This window comes from Streptomyces sp. NBC_01465, from assembly GCF_036227325.1.
In the GTDB taxonomy this organism is placed as follows: domain Bacteria; phylum Actinomycetota; class Actinomycetes; order Streptomycetales; family Streptomycetaceae; genus Streptomyces.
Genome location: NZ_CP109467.1, coordinates 5,189,830 through 5,205,115, shown reverse-complemented (window position 1 = coordinate 5,205,115; position 15,286 = coordinate 5,189,830). Strand labels below are relative to the sequence as shown.

The window sequence follows — 15,286 nt, the reverse complement described above, 5'->3', positions numbered from 1 at the left end:
GCTACTGGGGTCGGGCTACTGGTCGGACGAGAAGCGGACCGATGCGTCCGGGAGGACCGCGTCGCACCAGATGCGGATGCCGTCTCGCAGCTCGTTGTCCGCGCCGACCCGGGCGCCGTCGCCGATCACGGCTTCCGACAGGACCGTACGGGCGCCGATGCGCGCGCCCACCCCGACCAGAGAGTCCGTGATTACCGCGCCGGGGCCGACCACCGCGCCGTCGAGGATCGTGGAGCCGGAGATACGCGCGCCCTCCGCCACCACTGCGCCCTCGCCGATCACTGTGCCGTCCGTCAGCTTGGCGTCCGGCGCGACCGTCGCCGTGGCCAGGACCAGGCGGTCGCCGCAGCGGCCCGGAACCGCCGGGGACGGGGCGCGGCCCTGAACGAGGTCGGCGGAGCCGCGTACGAAAGCCTGGGGGGTGCCCAGGTCCAGCCAGTACGTGGAGTCGACCATCCCCTGGAGGTGCGCGCCCGAGGCCAGGAGGTCGGGGAACGTCTCGCGCTCCACCGAGACCGGGCGGCCCGCGGGAATCGTGTCGATGACCGAGCGGCGGAAGACGTACGCGCCCGCGTTGATCTGGTCGGTGACGATCTCCTCGGGGGTCTGCGGCTTTTCGAGGAACGCCGTCACCCGGCCCGTCGCGTCCGTCGGGACCAGACCGAACGCGCGCGGGTCCTCGACGCGGGTGAGGTGGAGGGAGACGTCGGCGCCGCTGGTGGTGTGCGTCTCCACCAGCGCCTCGATGTCCAGGCCCGTGAGGATGTCGCCGTTGAAGATCAGGACCGGCTCGTCGGGGGCCGAGCGGAGGCGGGACGCGACGTTGCGGATCGCGCCGCCCGTGCCGAGGGGCTCCTCCTCGGTGACGTACTCGAGGTGCAGCCCGAGCGACGAGCCGTCGCCGAAGTGCGGCTCGAAGACCTCGGCGAGGTAGGAGGTGGCGAGGACGATGTGGTCGACGCCGGCCGCACGGGCCCGCGCCAGCTGGTGGGTGAGGAACGGGACGCCCGCTGCCGGGACCATGGGCTTGGGGGTGTTGACCGTGAGCGGTCGCAGCCTCGTACCCTTGCCGCCGACCAGGAGGATCGCTTCAGTCACCGTGTCGTCTCTGCTTCCTGCTGGGACCGGCCGGATTACGGTCGGTCAGTGTAGGCATAGTGTGAAGAGCTGTACCGGCGCTCAGCGGCCCTGGTAGTGGGCCGAGGAGTGGCGTGCGCTGCCGAGCTTCTTGTAGAGACGGCCCCCGGGGCACTCCGTGGCGAATCCGTCACGGTGTCCCGAGATGACGTTCAGCGAGACCTTCCTCCCCTTCTTGTAGAGATTGCCGCCCCCGGAGACGAGAGACGTCTTCCCGGCCGGATTGGCTCCGAAGAGGCCGAGTTTCCAGGCCGTGAGGCGGGCGACGGCGTTGACGGCGGCGGCGGGCGGCGGGGAGTCGGTGAAGGTGCCGAGCACCGCGACACCCATGCTGTTGGTGTTGAAACCGAGAGTGTGCGCGCCCATGACCGGCTTGGCCACACCGCCTGCCCGGCCTTCGTAGATGTTTCCGCACTTGTCGACGGCGAAGTTGTAGCCGATGTCACGCCATCCGCTGCTCTTGACGTGGTAGCGGTAAATACTGCGAAGGACGGAGGGGGCCTGCGCACAGCGGTAGCCGTTGCCGGACGCGCTGTGGTGCACGAAGGCCGCCTTCACCACCTTCGTGTACGCGAAGTCGCGCTCGCGGAGCTTTTCGTCGGCGCCCCAGCCCTTGCGGGTGATGATGCGCGGCCGCGGGCCTACGAAGGGGCGCGCGACGCCTCCCGAGAGGCTCTCGGCCTCCGCCTCGGCGTCCTTCTTGCTCAGCGCCGGGATCTCGGCGGCGCCGAGCGGGGCGAGCTCGGCGTTGACCGCGGAGCTCGCGGCGTCCTCCGCGCTCAGGGACGTGGCGCGCGGACCCTCGGTGTCGGTGGCGGATCCCGGGTCCTCGCCCGGGTCGACCAGTTCCAGGCGCAGGCCCTTGGGGAGCGGGGCCGCGGCGCGTACGCCGGTCTCGGGCCGGACCCGTACCTCCACGCCGTCGCTGTCGCCGACCCAGAGGGGGGCGGTGGAGCCGCGGACCGTGCTGGAGGCCTGCTCCTCGGTTCCGGGGTCGGCGGCGTGCTCGTGGTTGTGGGTCTCGACGCGCTGCCAGCCGGACCAGGCGGTGGATCCGGTGGCGCGGGTACGGACCTGAACCGTGCCCTGCAGTTCGGTGGCCACGTCGTCCCAGACGACGCCGACCAGCGAGAAGGGCTGCACATCGCGCTCGGGCAGACCTTGCGCGGGACCGAGGGACCGGCCGGCGGAGAGCGGGGCCAGCGCCAAAGACTGGGTGGAGCCGGGGAGGTCCGGGGCCGCGGTATCCGCGGTGGCGGTGGCGGAGAGGGGGACGGCGAGGGCCGCGGCGCACACGACAGCGACCGAGGCAGGAAGAAGAGCACGCATGCACAGGATCATGAACATAGTCAGACATTTCTGTCCATACGGGAACTGACGGTCCGTCGGACGATCCGGCCTCCCGCCGAGCGGGCCCCGCCTCCCGCGCCGCGTACGCTTGGCGCCCATGAACGCCAGCGACCGCACCCCCGCCGACCTGCTGCGATCTGCCCTCGCCGCGGACCCGGCCCGCCCCCTCGTCACCTTCTACGACGACGCCACCGGCGAGCGCGTGGAACTCTCGGTGGCCACCTTCGCCAATTGGGTGTCCAAGACCGCCAATCTGCTGCAGGGCGACCTCGGCGCCGAGCCCGGCGACCGGCTCGCGCTGCTGCTGCCCGCGCACTGGCAGAGCGCGGTCTGGCTGCTGGCGTGCGCGTCGGTGGGCGTGGTCGCGGACGTCGGCGGCGACCCCGCGAAGGCGGACCTCGTCGTCAGCGGGCCCGACACCCTGGAGGCGGCGAGCGCCTGCCGCGGCGAGCGCGTCGCGCTCGCGCTGCGGCCGCTCGGCGGGCGCTTCCCGCAGCCGCCCGCCGGCTTCGCGGACTACGCCGTCGAGGTACCGAGCCAGGGCGACCGCTTCGCGCCGTACGCCCCGGTGGACCCGGACGCGCCCGCGCTCTCGGTCGGCGGCGTCGAGCTCACGGCGGCCGAGCTGGTCGCGCGGGCCCGTGCGGACGCCGACGCGCTCGGCCTCTCCGCCGGGTCCCGGCTGCTCTCGGGACGTACCTACGACACCTGGGACGGACTCTCCGCCGGGCTCTTCGCCCCGCTGGCCGCGGGCGCGTCCGTCGTCCTCTGCCGCCACCTCGGCGAGCTCGGCGCGGACGGACTGGCGAAGCGGACCGAGAGCGAGCGGGTCACGCACACCGCCGCGTAGGCGATTCCGGCCGTACGGGCTTCCGTCCACCCGTACGGCCCACCCTGAGCGGGCTCCCCGGGCCCGCTCGCCCACTCCGCTGCATGATCGGAAGCAGGGGGCAGCCGCTCCGCCGCCGAGACCGCCGACGCAGCGAGGGATGGACGCAGACGTGACCGACAGCGCGGGGACGCCCGGGGACGACGAGACGCCGCAGGCCGAAGAGGCGGACACCGCCTCCGAGACGCCCGCCGTCGCGCCATCCGCTCCCCCGGCCCGGCGCAAGAAGCGGCACTGGCTGCGCTGGACGGCGGCCGGGGTCTCGCTCGTCGTGCTGGCGGGGGCCGGGGCCGGCTGGTGGTACTACGACAAGCTCGACGCGAACATCAAGACCGACCTCACCGCCGCCGAGGAGCTCCGCGCGTACGAGAAGGAGCGGCCGACCCCGCTCGTCGTCAACGCGCAGAACATCCTGCTCATCGGCTCCGACTCGCGCTCCGGCAGCAACAAGAAGTACGGCAGGGACGAGGGCACCCAGCGCTCGGACACCACGATCCTGCTGCATCTGTCGGCGGACCGGCAGCGGGCGACGGCCATGTCGATCCCGCGCGACCTGATGGTGCAGATCCCCGCCTGCCACAAAGCGGACAACACGCTCAGTGAGCCTCAATTCGCCCAGTTCAACTGGGCGTTCGAGTTCGGCGGCACCGCCTGCACCATCCGTACGGTCGAGAAGCTCACCGGAATCCGCATCGACCACCAGATGGTCATCGACTTCAACGGCTTCAAGGACATGGTGGACGCCGTCGACGGCGTCGAGATCTGCCTCACCAAGCCCATCAACGACACCGAGGCGCATCTGAAGCTCCCGGCCGGGCGCCAGACGCTGCGCGGGGAGCAGGCGCTCGGTTTCGTACGGGCACGGCACAGCATCGGCAACGGCAGCGACACCGAACGCATGGGGCGCCAGCAGCAGTTCCTCGGCGCTCTGGTGAAGAAGGTGCAGTCCAGCGGCGTACTCCTGAACCCGACACGGCTGCTGCCCGTCCTCGACGCGGCCACCAAGTCGCTCACCACCGACCCGGGCCTGGACTCCCTGAAGGACCTCTACGACCTGACGCGCAGGGTGCGCGACATCCCCACTGACCAGGTGCAGTTCCTGACGCTGCCCCGGGAGTCGTACGCCTACGACGCGAACCGCGACCAGCTCGTCGAGCCCGACGCGGAGAACCTCTTCGCGCAGCTGCGTACGGACGTCCCCATCAAGGTGAGCCCCACTCCCCCGGCCACCGACGCGGCCTCCGGCGACGACTCCGCGGACTACTCCTCGGACGACGGCTCGTCGGACGGCGAATACAGCGAGGACGAATACGCGTACGACGGCGACTGGTCGGGCGACGAAAAGCCGGGCCGCAGGGCCCCCCGACCAGGGCCCACTTTCCACGGAACGAGTGCCGCGGTCGGCATGTGCGGGTAAAGCGGACCCCAAGGTAAACCCACCCCGGCAAGGGAATTGGGCGTATTGCCCGGTTGTAAGCGACGTGGAATATCTCACGGCCGTCGCCCGATCTGCGAGCGGGCAGATAGTGTGACGCGATCCGGTGCATGCGACCGACAAGGCCGTGCACCGCTGGACCGATTGCCAGGCGCCTGGGGGGAGGCGCTTCAGGTGGCACCCGACGGAGGACTCAAGCAACCGTGGATGCGCAAGGCCGTGGGCGGGCGGACGACATCGACCCCGCAGACCAGTGGGTGCTCAACCCGAATACCGGCAATTACGAACTGCGACTGAACCCCTCCGCACCGCAATCGGCGCGTGTTCCGAGGCCATCGGCCCCGCGGACCCCGACGGCGAATCCGGCGGCTCCGTCGGACCGCCGCGATGTGCCTCCGCAGCGCAGCCGGCGTGCCGGGCAGCGCGGTTCGGGCGGCAGCGGCAATGGCGGTCCGCCGCAGAACTCCGGGCGCCGCAAGGCCAAGCCGAAGAAGTCGGGCAAGAAGAAGGCTCTGCTGTGGATCGGCGGGGTGATGGCCTTCGTCGTCGTCGCCGGATCCGTCGGTGTCTATCTGGTCTACAAGCACCTCGCCGGCAATATCTCCAGCGTCGACGTCGGCAACGCCGGCACCGGCAGCCTGAAGAAGGACGAGGCGCTCAACATCCTGGTGATCGGCACGGACAAGCGGACCGGTTCGGGCAACGGCGGTTACGGGGACAAGGGGAGCGTCGGCCACGCCGACACGAATATCCTCTTCCACCTTTCCAAGGACCGTACGAACGCCACCGCGATGTCCATCCCGCGCGACCTGATCACGGACGTCCCCGACTGCCCCACCAAGCAGGAGGACGGCTCCACCAAGACCATCCCGGGCACGAAGAACGTCCGGTTCAACACCAGTCTCGGCCAGGACGGCCGCGACCCCGGCTGCACCATGCGCACGGTCAAGGCCATAACGGGCATCCAGGTCGACCACTTCATGATGGCCGACTTCAACGCGGTCAAGACGCTCTCCACCGCGGTCGGCGGAGTCGACATCTGCCTGGCCAAGAACATCAACGACCCGGACTCGCACCTCAATCTCACGGCGGGCCCCCACAACGTGAAGGGCGAGCAGGCACTCGCGTTCGTCCGTACCCGCCACTCGGTCGGCTTCGGCGGCGACCTCAGCCGCATCGAGCTCCAGCAGCAGTTCCTGAGCTCGCTGATCCGCAAGATGAAGTCCGACAACATACTCACCAACCCCACCAAGCTGTACGGCCTGGCGGACGCCGCGACGAAGGCCCTGACGGTCGACTCCGCGATCAAGAGTGTCGGCAAGCTCAAGGACCTCGGCATGGAGCTGAAGAAGGTCGACACCAAGAACATCACCTTCACCACGCTCCCCGTCCTGGACAACCCCGCCGACGGTAAGATCCACAAGACGGTCATCGTCAAGCCGGCCCAGGCCGATCCGCTGTTCGCGATGATGCGCGAGGACGTCTCGCTCACCGAGGTCAAGCAGAAGGCGAGCGCCTCCAAGAAGGCCCAGGACGCGCTCCTCAAGGGGACGCAGGCCAAGGCCTCCGACGTACGGGTGCGGATCCTCAACAGCACCGCGCCTCCCGGATCGGCGTCCGCGACGCTGACCTGGCTGCAGAACACCGAGGGCGTGCTGAAGTCGAGCAACGACGGCAACTCGCCGTCGAAGGTCACCAAGACGACGCTGACGTACGGACCGAACCAGGCCGACCAGGCCCGCAAGCTGGCGGACATCATGGGTCTGCCCGCCTCGGCGCTCAAGCCGGACACCAAGGACTCGGTCGGCCGTACGCCGATGACGCTCACGCTCGGCGCGGACTTCAAGACCGCGGGAACACCGATCGCTGCTCCGACGAAGGCGCCGGAGGACATTCAGCGAGTAGAAGCAGACAAGTCGGTGTGCGCCAAGTGACACTTCGTCACTTTCCTTTGCGCGCACCGGAATAACAGGGGGGACCTGGGGTGGGGCAGAACAGTGTGCGTGGGGAGGAGGCACGGGGCGCCCGTGCCTCGCGCGCCGATCAACTCGGCTGGGACGAGAGCCTGTACGCGAACGGCGGCCGGCCGCCGGCCGTGGACGCGTCCGCGGGCGCGGGTGGCGACGGCGGTGGACATCGCCGCGGAGGCTCGCGCAAACGCGCGAAACGGGGCAAGTACCGAATACTGAAGTGGGTGGCGGCCGTGGTGTCGCTGCTCATACTCGGCACGGCCGGCGCCGGTTACGCGTACTACCGCCACCTCAACGGCAACATCAAGAAGGACGCCCTCAACCTGGGCGAGAGCAAGGCCCCGAAGGCGAAGGCCAACGCGGCCGGGCAGACCCCGATGAACATCCTGCTGATCGGGTCGGACGCGCGGGACAGCAAGGAGAACCAGAAGCTCGGCGGGGCGAAGAGCACCTTCGGGGGTGTGCCGCTCGCCGACGTACAGATGCTGCTCCATGTCTCCGCCGACCGCAGCAACATGTCGGTGGTCAGCATGCCGCGCGACACCCTGGTGAAGATCCCCAAGTGCACCGACAAGAAGGGGAAGGTGTACCCGGCGTCGACGCAGTTCCACCTGACCAACGAGTCGCTCGGACGCGGGGGGCCCGGCTGCACGGTCGCGACCTGGGAGTCGATCACCAACATCCACATCGATCACTTCATGATGATCGACTTCTCGGGTGTGGTCTCCATGGCGGACGCCATCGGCGGTGTGCCGGTCTGTGTCGACGCCAATGTCTACTCGCACACCCGTGACGGTCACGGCTCGGGGCTGCGGCTGGAGGAGGGCACGACCTCCATCAAGGGCAAGCAGGCCCTGCAGTGGCTGCGTACCCGCTACGGCTTCAAGGACGGCACCGACCTGGCGCGCGCCGAAGCCCAGCACCAGTACATGAGCTCGATGGTCCGCCAGCTGCGCAAGGGCACCAAGCTGACCAACCCCGGTCAGCTGATGGACCTCGCCGAGGCGGCCACGGACGCGCTCACCGTGGATGACGGCCTCGGTACGGTGAAGAAGCTCTACGACCTCGGGGAGGACCTCAAGAAGGTCCCGACCAAGCGCATCTCGATGACCACGATGCCGAACATGTACTCCCAGGACCCGAACTTCAAGGGCAAGGTCGTGCCCATCCCGGGCGACGCCGAGAAGCTGTGGTCGATGGTCCGTGACGACGTCCCGCTCGACGGGAAGCCCGCGGCGAAGAAGAAGGTCGAGCAGGTCTCCAAGGACCCGGCGGCCCCGGTCGCCGACACCGGAGTCCTGGTGCGCAACGGCACCGGGACGGACTCCGAGGCGCCGGCCGAGGGGCGGGCGACCGCGGTGGCGTCGGTGCTGCAGGCGGCGGGCTACACGCGGGCGAAGGCCGACCACACGCTGAACCCGCAGGCGAAGACCGTCATCAACTTCCCCAGCGCCGATCTGGAGGGGGACGCACAGGCCCTCGCCAAGGCCCTTGGCATTCCGCTGAGTTCGGTGAAGAAGTCGACCGATGTCTCGGGTGTCACGCTGACCGTGGGCGCGGACTGGCGCAAGGGGGACGCGTACCCCAAGGCGGACGACAAGACGCCCTCCACCGCGAGCTTGCTCAACGGCGAGAAGGTCTCGTGCATGCACGTACAGCCCGGCTACAGCTTCTAGTTCCGGCGCGGTGAGTACGACGAAGGGCCCCTCCGCCGGTGCGGAGGGGCCCTTCGCGTGATGTCAGACCGTCGCCCGCACCGCGGGTCGGCGGCTCGCGATGACCTTGCGCGCCAGCGCGCGGGGGCTCGTCAGGAAGCCGTAGCCCCAGGACATGTGCATCGTGGCCAGGGCGACGGGGATCTGGGCGCGCGCCTTCAGCGAGAGGCCCTTGCCGGCCGGGAGCGAGCCCGCGACGATCGCCGCGGCGTAGCCGGCCGGGATCACGAACGCCCAGGGGGTGACCGCCGCGCCCACCACGATGCCTGCCGCGATCGCGCAGACCGCGGTCGGCGGGGCGAGGTAGCGGAGGTTGATCGAGCCCTCGTGGTAGCGGGCCACGACGTGGCGCCAGCGGCCGTACTCCTTGTACTGCTTGGAGAGCGCGCGCACCGACGGCCTCGGGCGGTACTGGACCTTCAGCTCCGGCGAGAACCAGATCAGGCCGCCCGCCTCGCGGATGCGGAAGTTCAGCTCCCAGTCCTGGGCGCGGATGAACTCCTCGTTGTAGCCGCCCTGTTGCTCCAGAGCCTCGCGGCGGAAGACACCCAGGTACACGGTGTCCGCCGGGCCCGCCTCGCCGCCCGTGTGGAAGGCCGCGTTGCCGACGCCGATCTTGGAGGTCATGGCGGCCGCGACCGCGTCCTCCCAGGCGTTCTCGCCCTCGGCGTGCATGATGCCGCCGACGTTCATCGCGCCGGTCTCGCCGAGGAGGCGGACGGCGGTGGCGATGTAGTTCGGGGAGAGCATGCCGTGGCCGTCGACCCGCACCACGATGGGGTGCCGGGAGGCCTTGATCGCGGCGTTCAGCGCTGCGGGGGTGCGGCCCGTGGGGTTCGGGACGGTGTGGACGCGGGGGTCTTCGCGTACGAGCTCGGCGGCGATCTCCTCCGTACGGTCGGAGGACGGGCCGATGGCGATCACCACCTCCATCTCGCCGTCGTAATCCTGCTCGAGGATGTGCCGGACCGAGCTGCGCAGATGCCGTTCCTCATTGAGGACCGGCATGATCACGGAGACGGCTGGATGCGGGGCGGGAGTGGCGTTCATCGGAGTTCACGTTACAGCGAACGGGGGAACCGGGCGCGCGGCGGCCGGTCCATTGCCCAGCTCATCCGATCTTGTCCGCCTACGGTGCTCGCGTCCCCTGCCCCGGAGGAGTCCGCCGTGCCCCAGCCCCGTCGCCGAACGCAGGACGCACGCCCCCGCTGGGGGCTTCGTGTGGCCACTTCGCTCTCCGTACTGGTCCTGGGCGCATCCGGCGTCGGCCATGCGGTCGTCAACAGCGTGGACTCCGGGATCGACCGGGTCGACCCCTTCAAGGACATGAAGGACCGGCCCGAGGAGAGCCGCGGGATGAACCTGCTGCTCGTCGGCACCGACGGCCGCGACAAGATCACTCCGGAGCAGAAGCGCCTCTACCACCTGGGCGGCGCCCCCTGTCACTGCACCGACACGATCATGATCGTGCACCTCTCGGAGGACCGGTCGCGGGCGAGTGTGGTGAGCCTGCCGCGCGACAGTTACGCGGAGGCGCCCGAGCACACGGACGAGTCGACGGGGCAGCACCACCACATGCACCCGATCAAGATCAACGCGGCGTACGCGGAGGGCGGCCCGAACTTGGCCGTGCGCACCGTCGAGCACATGACCGGCGTGAAGATCGACCACTATCTGGAGGTCGACTTCACCAGCTTCATGAAGACGGTCGACGTCCTGGGCGGGGTCGACGTCTGCACGGCCCGTCCGCTCAAGGACTCCTACACCGGCCTCGACCTGCCCGTGGGGACCACCGCTCTCACCGGCGGGCAGGCCCTTCAGTACGTACGCTCCCGCCATATCGACGGGGCCGCCGACCTCGGCCGGATGCAGCGCCAGCAGCGCTTCCTGGCCTCCCTGATCGCCAAGGCCAGCAGCAGCGGGGTGCTGCTCAACCCGATCAGGTTCCGTGAGGTGACCGGCGCGATGCTCGGCTCGGTCCGGGCCGACAAGGGCTTCGGGGCCGAGCAGATGCTCGCCCTCGGCCAGGCGATGCACAGCTTCACACCCGCGTCGTCGGAGTTCACGTCCGTGCCGATCGGGCAGATCAGCTTCCCCGTGAAGGGCATCGGATCGACCGTGAAGTGGGACGACGCCAAGTCCAAGAAGCTCTTCCAGCTGCTGCGCGACGACAAGCCGCTCGCCCCGCACCGGCCGAAGCAGCCGAAGGCGACGCCCGTGGACGTCTCGCCGCAGCAGATCAGGGTGAAGGTCTACAACGGGACGGCGTCGGACGGCCTCGGCGCCCGCGTCGACAAGGGGCTGCGCGCCACCGGTTTCCGTACGACCGGGGCCTCGGCCGCCTCGCTCGCGCACGACGTACGGAAGACCTTCATCGAGTACGACCCGGGCTGGGACCGCTCGGCGCAGTCCCTGGCGACCGCCCTGCCGGGCGCGGAGCTGCGGCCGGTGAAGGGGCTCGGGCGGACGCTGAAGGTGACGGCGGGGTCGGACTTCAAGAAGGTCGTGCGGGTGCGGGCCGAGGACCAGTACCAGGGTGAGTTCGGGGCGGTCACCGGGGATCAGGTCGTCTGTCCGTAGGACCTGGGGCGGTCAGTCGTCGAAGCCGTCCGCCGCGCGCTGCTCGCGCAGCTCCTTGATCGCGCGCCGCCGTGCGAGGCGGTGCGTGCGGCGGATCTGGGCCTCCTGGTAGCGGCGCTTGTCCTGCTCGGTCTCGGGCTCCACGGGCGGGACCGTGCGGGGCTTGCCGTCCTCGTCGACCGCCGCGAAGACCAGATAGGCGGAGCCGACCTGCGTCGCGGGGGTGGACTCGTTCCACCGCTCGGCCAGGACCCGTACGCCGACCTCCATGGAGGACCGGCCCGTCCAGTTGACCTGCGCCTTCACATGGACGAGGTCGCCGACGCGGACCGGCTCCAGGAACGCCATCTCGTCCATGGACGCGGTGACGGCGGGCCCGCCGGAGTGCCGGCCGGCGACCGCACCCGCGGCGTCGTCCACCAGCTTCATGATCACGCCGCCGTGCACCGTGCCGAGGAGGTTGGTGTCATTGCCGGTCATGATGTGGGAGAGGGTGGTTCGCGAGGCTGAGGTGGGCTTGCCCGGAAGATCGGTCATACGTTCCAGATTAAGCGCTGGCCGATTGCATCAGCTCTGCAACAGCCCTGCTCCGGTTTCCCACCCTCCCTGTCAAGCACACAGCCGGTGACTGCACACTGGCTTCCATGAGCGACAGGGACAGGTACGGACGCGGCAGCTACGACGCGCAGCCGGAAGGCGCGCGGTCGATGCCGCACGTGCAGCGCCGGCCGTCCGTGCCCGCGCAGCAGCCGCAGGGGTACCAGGGGTACGACGACCCGGCTCCGTACGACAGCGGCTACAGCTCCGGCCAGGTCTACGGCGGCAACAACTCCGGAGGCGGCGGCCAGGGCGGTCAGCCCCCGGCCCCGCGCCGCAGCCCGTCCGCCGCCCCGAACTGGCGCAAGCGGATCAAGATCGGCGCGCTGGTGCTGGTCGTGGGCTTCCTGTGCGTCTCGATCGGCACGTACTTCTGGGCCGACTCCAAGCTCAAGCGCGAAGTCGACCTGTCGAAGGTCATCGAGCGCCCGGACACCGGTAAGGGCACCAACTACCTGATCGTCGGCTCCGACAGCCGCGCGGGCATGAGCGCCGCCGACAAGAAGAAGCTGCACACCGGGTCCGCCGAGGGCAAGCGCACGGACTCGATGATGATCCTGCACACCGGCGACAACGGTGACTCCCTGATCTCGCTGCCGCGCGACTCGAACGTGACGATCCCCTCCTTCAAGGGCTCGGAGTCCGGGAAGCTCTACCCGAACACCGGCCGCACGACGAAGCTGAACGCCGCGTACGCCATGGACGGCCCCGAGCTGCTGGTGCGCACCGTGGAGTACAACACCGGACTGCACATCGACCACTACGCGGAGATCGGCTTCGGCGGCTTCGCCAACCTGGTCGACGCGGTCGGCGGCGTCGAGATGAACCTGCCGCAGGGCTTCAAGGACAAGGACGCGGGCGCCGACTTCAAGGCGGGCAAGCAGACGCTCAACGGGCAGCAGGCGCTCGCCTACGTCCGTACGCGCCACGCCTTCGCCGCCAGCGACCTGCAGCGCACCAAGAACCAGCAGAAGTTCCTGTCGGCGCTCGCCTCGAAGGTGGCCAGCCCGACGACGGTGATGAACCCGTTCGCGATCTACCCGGCGATGAGCGCGGGCCTGGACACGGTGACGGTCGACAAGGACATGAGCCTGTGGAACCTGGGCTCGATGTTCCTGGCGCTGAAGGGCGTGACGGGCGGCGACGGGAAGTCGATGAACATCCCGCTCACGGGGCAGTCGGTCAACGGCAACCTGATCTGGGACAAGACCAAGGTCAAGCAGCTGGTGGACGAGCTGAAGAACGACGACGAGGTCACCGTCACCGGGAACTGAGGACGGCATACGGCACCATCCGGCGCGGTACGACGCAGCAGTGCGTCGTACCGCGCCGCGCTGCGTTCACCGGACGTTGCCCCGGCCGCAAGCCGCAGGTACCTGCACCACACATCTTCCGCACCGAAGCTCAATTGCGTTCGAAACAACGGCACTTACGACAGAAAGTTGCATGCCGATGGCTCCTCTCGATCGCCGCCGCCTCCTCCAGCTCGGTGGGGTCTCCGCCGTCGCCGCAGCCGGGCTCGACGCCCTGCCCGGCGCGATAGGCCAGGCCATGGCCCTCCCCGCGATCTCCCGCCACCGCTCGATCAAGGACGTCGAGCACGTCGTGATCCTGATGCAGGAGAACCGCTCCTTCGACCACTACTTCGGCACCCTCCGCGGGGTACGCGGTTTCGGCGACCCCCGCCCCGCCCTGCTGCCGAACGGCAAGCCGGTCTGGCACCAGCCCGCCGCGACCACCAAGGTCCCCGGCCGCTTCAACGCCCGCGGCCTGCCGGACAGCGAGAGCGAGGTGCTGCCCTGGTACATCGACCCGCGGGCGACGACCGAGTACACCGACGGCACCGATCACGGGTGGGCCAGCGGCCACCAGGCCTGGCGGGAGGGGCGCTGGGACTCCTGGGTGACGCAGAAGCAGGACGTCCTGACCATGGGCCACCTCAAGCGGCAGGACCTGGCGTACCACTTCGCGCTCGCCGAGTCCTTCACCCTCTGCGACTCCTACTTCTGCTCCGTGCACGCCGACACCGCGCCCAACCGGCTCTACCTCTGGTCGGGCACCATGGACCCGCGCAACGCCCTGGGCCGCAAGCCCAACGGGCCCGGCACCGACGAGCGCAACGACACCAACGGCTACACCTGGACCACCTACGCTGAGCGTCTGGAGGCGGCCGGGGTCAGCTGGAAGCTGTACCAGGGCGGCACCGGCGACCCCGGCAGTCCGACGGACAACTTCACCGACAACTCCCTGATGTTCTTCGAGAACTTCCAGCCGGCGATGGGCGCGAGCGGACCGCTGGTCGACAAGGGCGCGAGCAACCACACGCTGCGGGAGTTCGCCGCCGACGTGAAGGCCGGGACGCTGCCGCAGGTCACCTGGATCGTGCCGCCGTACAAGTACTCCGAGCACCCCTCCGCGTCGCCGACGGACGGCGCCTTCTACATCAACCGGGTCATCGAGTCGCTGACCGCCAACCCCGAGGTGTGGGGCCGTACCGTCCTGATCGTCAACTACGACGAGAACGACGGCCTGTTCGACCACGTCGTGCCCCCGGTGCCGCCGATCAGCAGCGCCCCCGGCAGCGCGGGCATGGTCTCCGACGACCTGCTCGCCTCGCTCCCCGACGAGATGCTCGACATGACCTCGCGCCCCGGCTGGAAGAGCCCCGCGGGCACGACTGGGCCGGGCGGACCGCAGCCCGTCGGTCTCGGACCGCGCGTCCCGGCGATGGTCATCTCGCCCTGGTCCAGGGGTGGTTGGGTCTGCTCGGAGACCTTCGACCACAGCTCGGTGGTGCGCTTCCTGGAGGCGAGATTCGGCGTACGGGAACCCAACATCTCCGCCTGGCGCCGCTCGGTCTGCGGCGACCTCACCTCGGCGCTCGACTTCAGGTCCACCGACCCGGCGCCACCCGTCTTCCAGGTGCCCGCCCCGGTCGTCTCCGCGCACAAGCCGTACCAGGTGCCGCTGCCGCAGACCATGCCCGCCCAGGAGCCGGGAGTGCGGCGTGCGCGCCCACTGCCGTACGACGTGACCGTCAATGAACACCCGGGCCGCAAGGGCAGGTTCGAGCTCGCCCTCGCCAACCGGGGCCGGGCCGGAGCCGCGTTCGCCGTCCACGACCGTACGCAGCCCGACGCCGCGCCCCGCCGCTACACGGTCTCCGCCCACGACACGCTCACCGACCACTGGGAGCTGCCGGCCGGCGGGGCGTACCACCTGGCCGCGTACGGGCCCAACGGCGGCCTCTTCGAGTTCGAGGGCGACGGCGTCGGCGGGCTGCGCGCCACCGCCGCCCACCACCGCTCCGGCGGCTCCGTGAGCGTGCGGGTCACCAACCACGACCGTCGCGCCACGCACACCGTCCGGCTCACGGACGCCTACGGCTCGACCGGCGCGAAGCAGCACCGCCTGCGCCCGGGCGCTTCCTTCACCGTCGAGGTGCCGGTGCACCGGCGCGACGGCTGGTACGACATCACCGTGACCGCCGAGGACGCGGGCGCCTTCCGCCGCCGCTGGGCCGGTCACCTGGAGAACGGCCGCCCGAGCACGACGGACCCGGGTCCGCGCGGCTGATCAGCGCGGAGGGGGCCCGGGTTTCATCGTCCGGGCC

General features: G+C 69.9%; 11 protein-coding genes. 7 read left to right on the top strand and 4 right to left on the bottom strand.

Features of this window, described 5'->3' with window-relative positions; genetic code table 11:
• Positions 1–15: 15 nt before the first annotated feature.
• Together OG707_RS24665 and OG707_RS24660 are read right to left on the bottom strand one after the other, a co-directional pair.
• The gene (locus OG707_RS24665; protein ID WP_329121840.1) at positions 16–1,098 is read right to left on the bottom strand and encodes an NDP-sugar synthase; all 1,083 of its coding nucleotides are present in this window, start codon (positions 1,096–1,098) and stop codon (positions 16–18) included.
• Positions 1,099–1,179: 81 nt separating this feature from the next.
• Positions 1,180–2,466 (bottom strand): peptidoglycan recognition protein family protein, encoded by a 1,287-nt coding sequence (locus OG707_RS24660; protein WP_329121839.1) that lies wholly within the window; start codon positions 2,464–2,466, stop codon positions 1,180–1,182.
• A gap of 118 nt (positions 2,467–2,584) precedes the next feature.
• On the opposite strand from OG707_RS24660, the gene OG707_RS24655 reads away from it, so the two are divergent.
• From OG707_RS24655 to OG707_RS24640, 4 genes are all read left to right on the top strand, one after another.
• Positions 2,585–3,337: a TIGR03089 family protein gene (locus OG707_RS24655; RefSeq protein ID WP_329121838.1), complete on the top strand. Its 753-nt coding sequence runs from the start codon at positions 2,585–2,587 to the stop codon at positions 3,335–3,337.
• Positions 3,338–3,476: 139 nt separating this feature from the next.
• Complete coding sequence (locus OG707_RS24650; protein WP_329121836.1) at positions 3,477–4,793, top strand: LCP family protein; 1,317 nt, start codon at positions 3,477–3,479, stop codon at positions 4,791–4,793.
• Positions 4,794–5,014: 221 nt separating this feature from the next.
• Entirely contained in the window at positions 5,015–6,745 is a 1,731-nt protein-coding gene (locus OG707_RS24645) for an LCP family protein (RefSeq protein ID WP_329121834.1), read from the top strand.
• A 50-nt stretch (positions 6,746–6,795) separates the two neighbouring features.
• Positions 6,796–8,457, top strand: coding sequence for an LCP family protein (locus OG707_RS24640; RefSeq protein ID WP_329121832.1), 1,662 nt, complete (start codon positions 6,796–6,798; stop codon positions 8,455–8,457).
• Between the two features lie 63 nt (positions 8,458–8,520).
• Here the strand turns inward: OG707_RS24640 and OG707_RS24635 are convergent, their stop codons facing one another.
• Positions 8,521–9,546 carry a glycosyltransferase family 2 protein gene (locus tag OG707_RS24635; protein WP_329121830.1) on the bottom strand — a complete coding sequence of 342 codons (1,026 nt, stop codon included), beginning with the start codon at positions 9,544–9,546 and terminating at the stop codon, positions 8,521–8,523.
• On the opposite strand from OG707_RS24635, the gene OG707_RS24630 reads away from it, so the two are divergent.
• Positions 9,523–11,076: an LCP family glycopolymer transferase gene (locus tag OG707_RS24630; protein ID WP_443071383.1), complete on the top strand. Its 1,554-nt coding sequence runs from the start codon at positions 9,523–9,525 to the stop codon at positions 11,074–11,076. The genes OG707_RS24635 and OG707_RS24630 overlap by 24 nt on opposite strands.
• 12 nt (positions 11,077–11,088) lie before the next feature.
• Here the strand turns inward: OG707_RS24630 and OG707_RS24625 are convergent, their stop codons facing one another.
• The gene (locus tag OG707_RS24625; RefSeq protein WP_329121826.1) at positions 11,089–11,613 is read right to left on the bottom strand and encodes an acyl-CoA thioesterase; all 525 of its coding nucleotides are present in this window, start codon (positions 11,611–11,613) and stop codon (positions 11,089–11,091) included.
• Between the two features lie 107 nt (positions 11,614–11,720).
• Between OG707_RS24625 and OG707_RS24620 the strand changes: the two genes are divergently transcribed.
• A complete protein-coding gene (locus OG707_RS24620) occupies positions 11,721–12,947 on the top strand; it encodes an LCP family protein (protein WP_329121824.1) in 1,227 nt (408 codons plus the stop codon).
• A 178-nt stretch (positions 12,948–13,125) separates the two neighbouring features.
• Positions 13,126–15,249: a phosphocholine-specific phospholipase C gene (locus tag OG707_RS24615; RefSeq protein ID WP_329121822.1), complete on the top strand. Its 2,124-nt coding sequence runs from the start codon at positions 13,126–13,128 to the stop codon at positions 15,247–15,249.
• Positions 15,250–15,286 lie beyond the last annotated feature (37 nt).

Excerpts from the sequence above, each read along its gene's own strand:
- OG707_RS24660 (WP_329121839.1), bottom strand. The coding sequence starts at position 2,466 with ATGCGTGCTCTTCTTCCTGCCTCGGTCGCTGTCGTGTGCGCCGCGGCC.
- OG707_RS24655 (WP_329121838.1), top strand. The coding sequence starts at position 2,585 with ATGAACGCCAGCGACCGCACCCCCGCCGACCTGCTGCGATCTGCCCTC.
- OG707_RS24650 (WP_329121836.1), top strand. The coding sequence starts at position 3,477 with ATGGACGCAGACGTGACCGACAGCGCGGGGACGCCCGGGGACGACGAG.
- OG707_RS24630 (WP_443071383.1), top strand. The coding sequence starts at position 9,523 with ATGCGGGGCGGGAGTGGCGTTCATCGGAGTTCACGTTACAGCGAACGG.
- OG707_RS24635 (WP_329121830.1), bottom strand. The coding sequence starts at position 9,546 with ATGAACGCCACTCCCGCCCCGCATCCAGCCGTCTCCGTGATCATGCCG.
- OG707_RS24625 (WP_329121826.1), bottom strand. The coding sequence starts at position 11,613 with ATGACCGATCTTCCGGGCAAGCCCACCTCAGCCTCGCGAACCACCCTC.
- OG707_RS24620 (WP_329121824.1), top strand. The coding sequence starts at position 11,721 with ATGAGCGACAGGGACAGGTACGGACGCGGCAGCTACGACGCGCAGCCG.
- OG707_RS24615 (WP_329121822.1), top strand. The coding sequence starts at position 13,126 with ATGGCTCCTCTCGATCGCCGCCGCCTCCTCCAGCTCGGTGGGGTCTCC.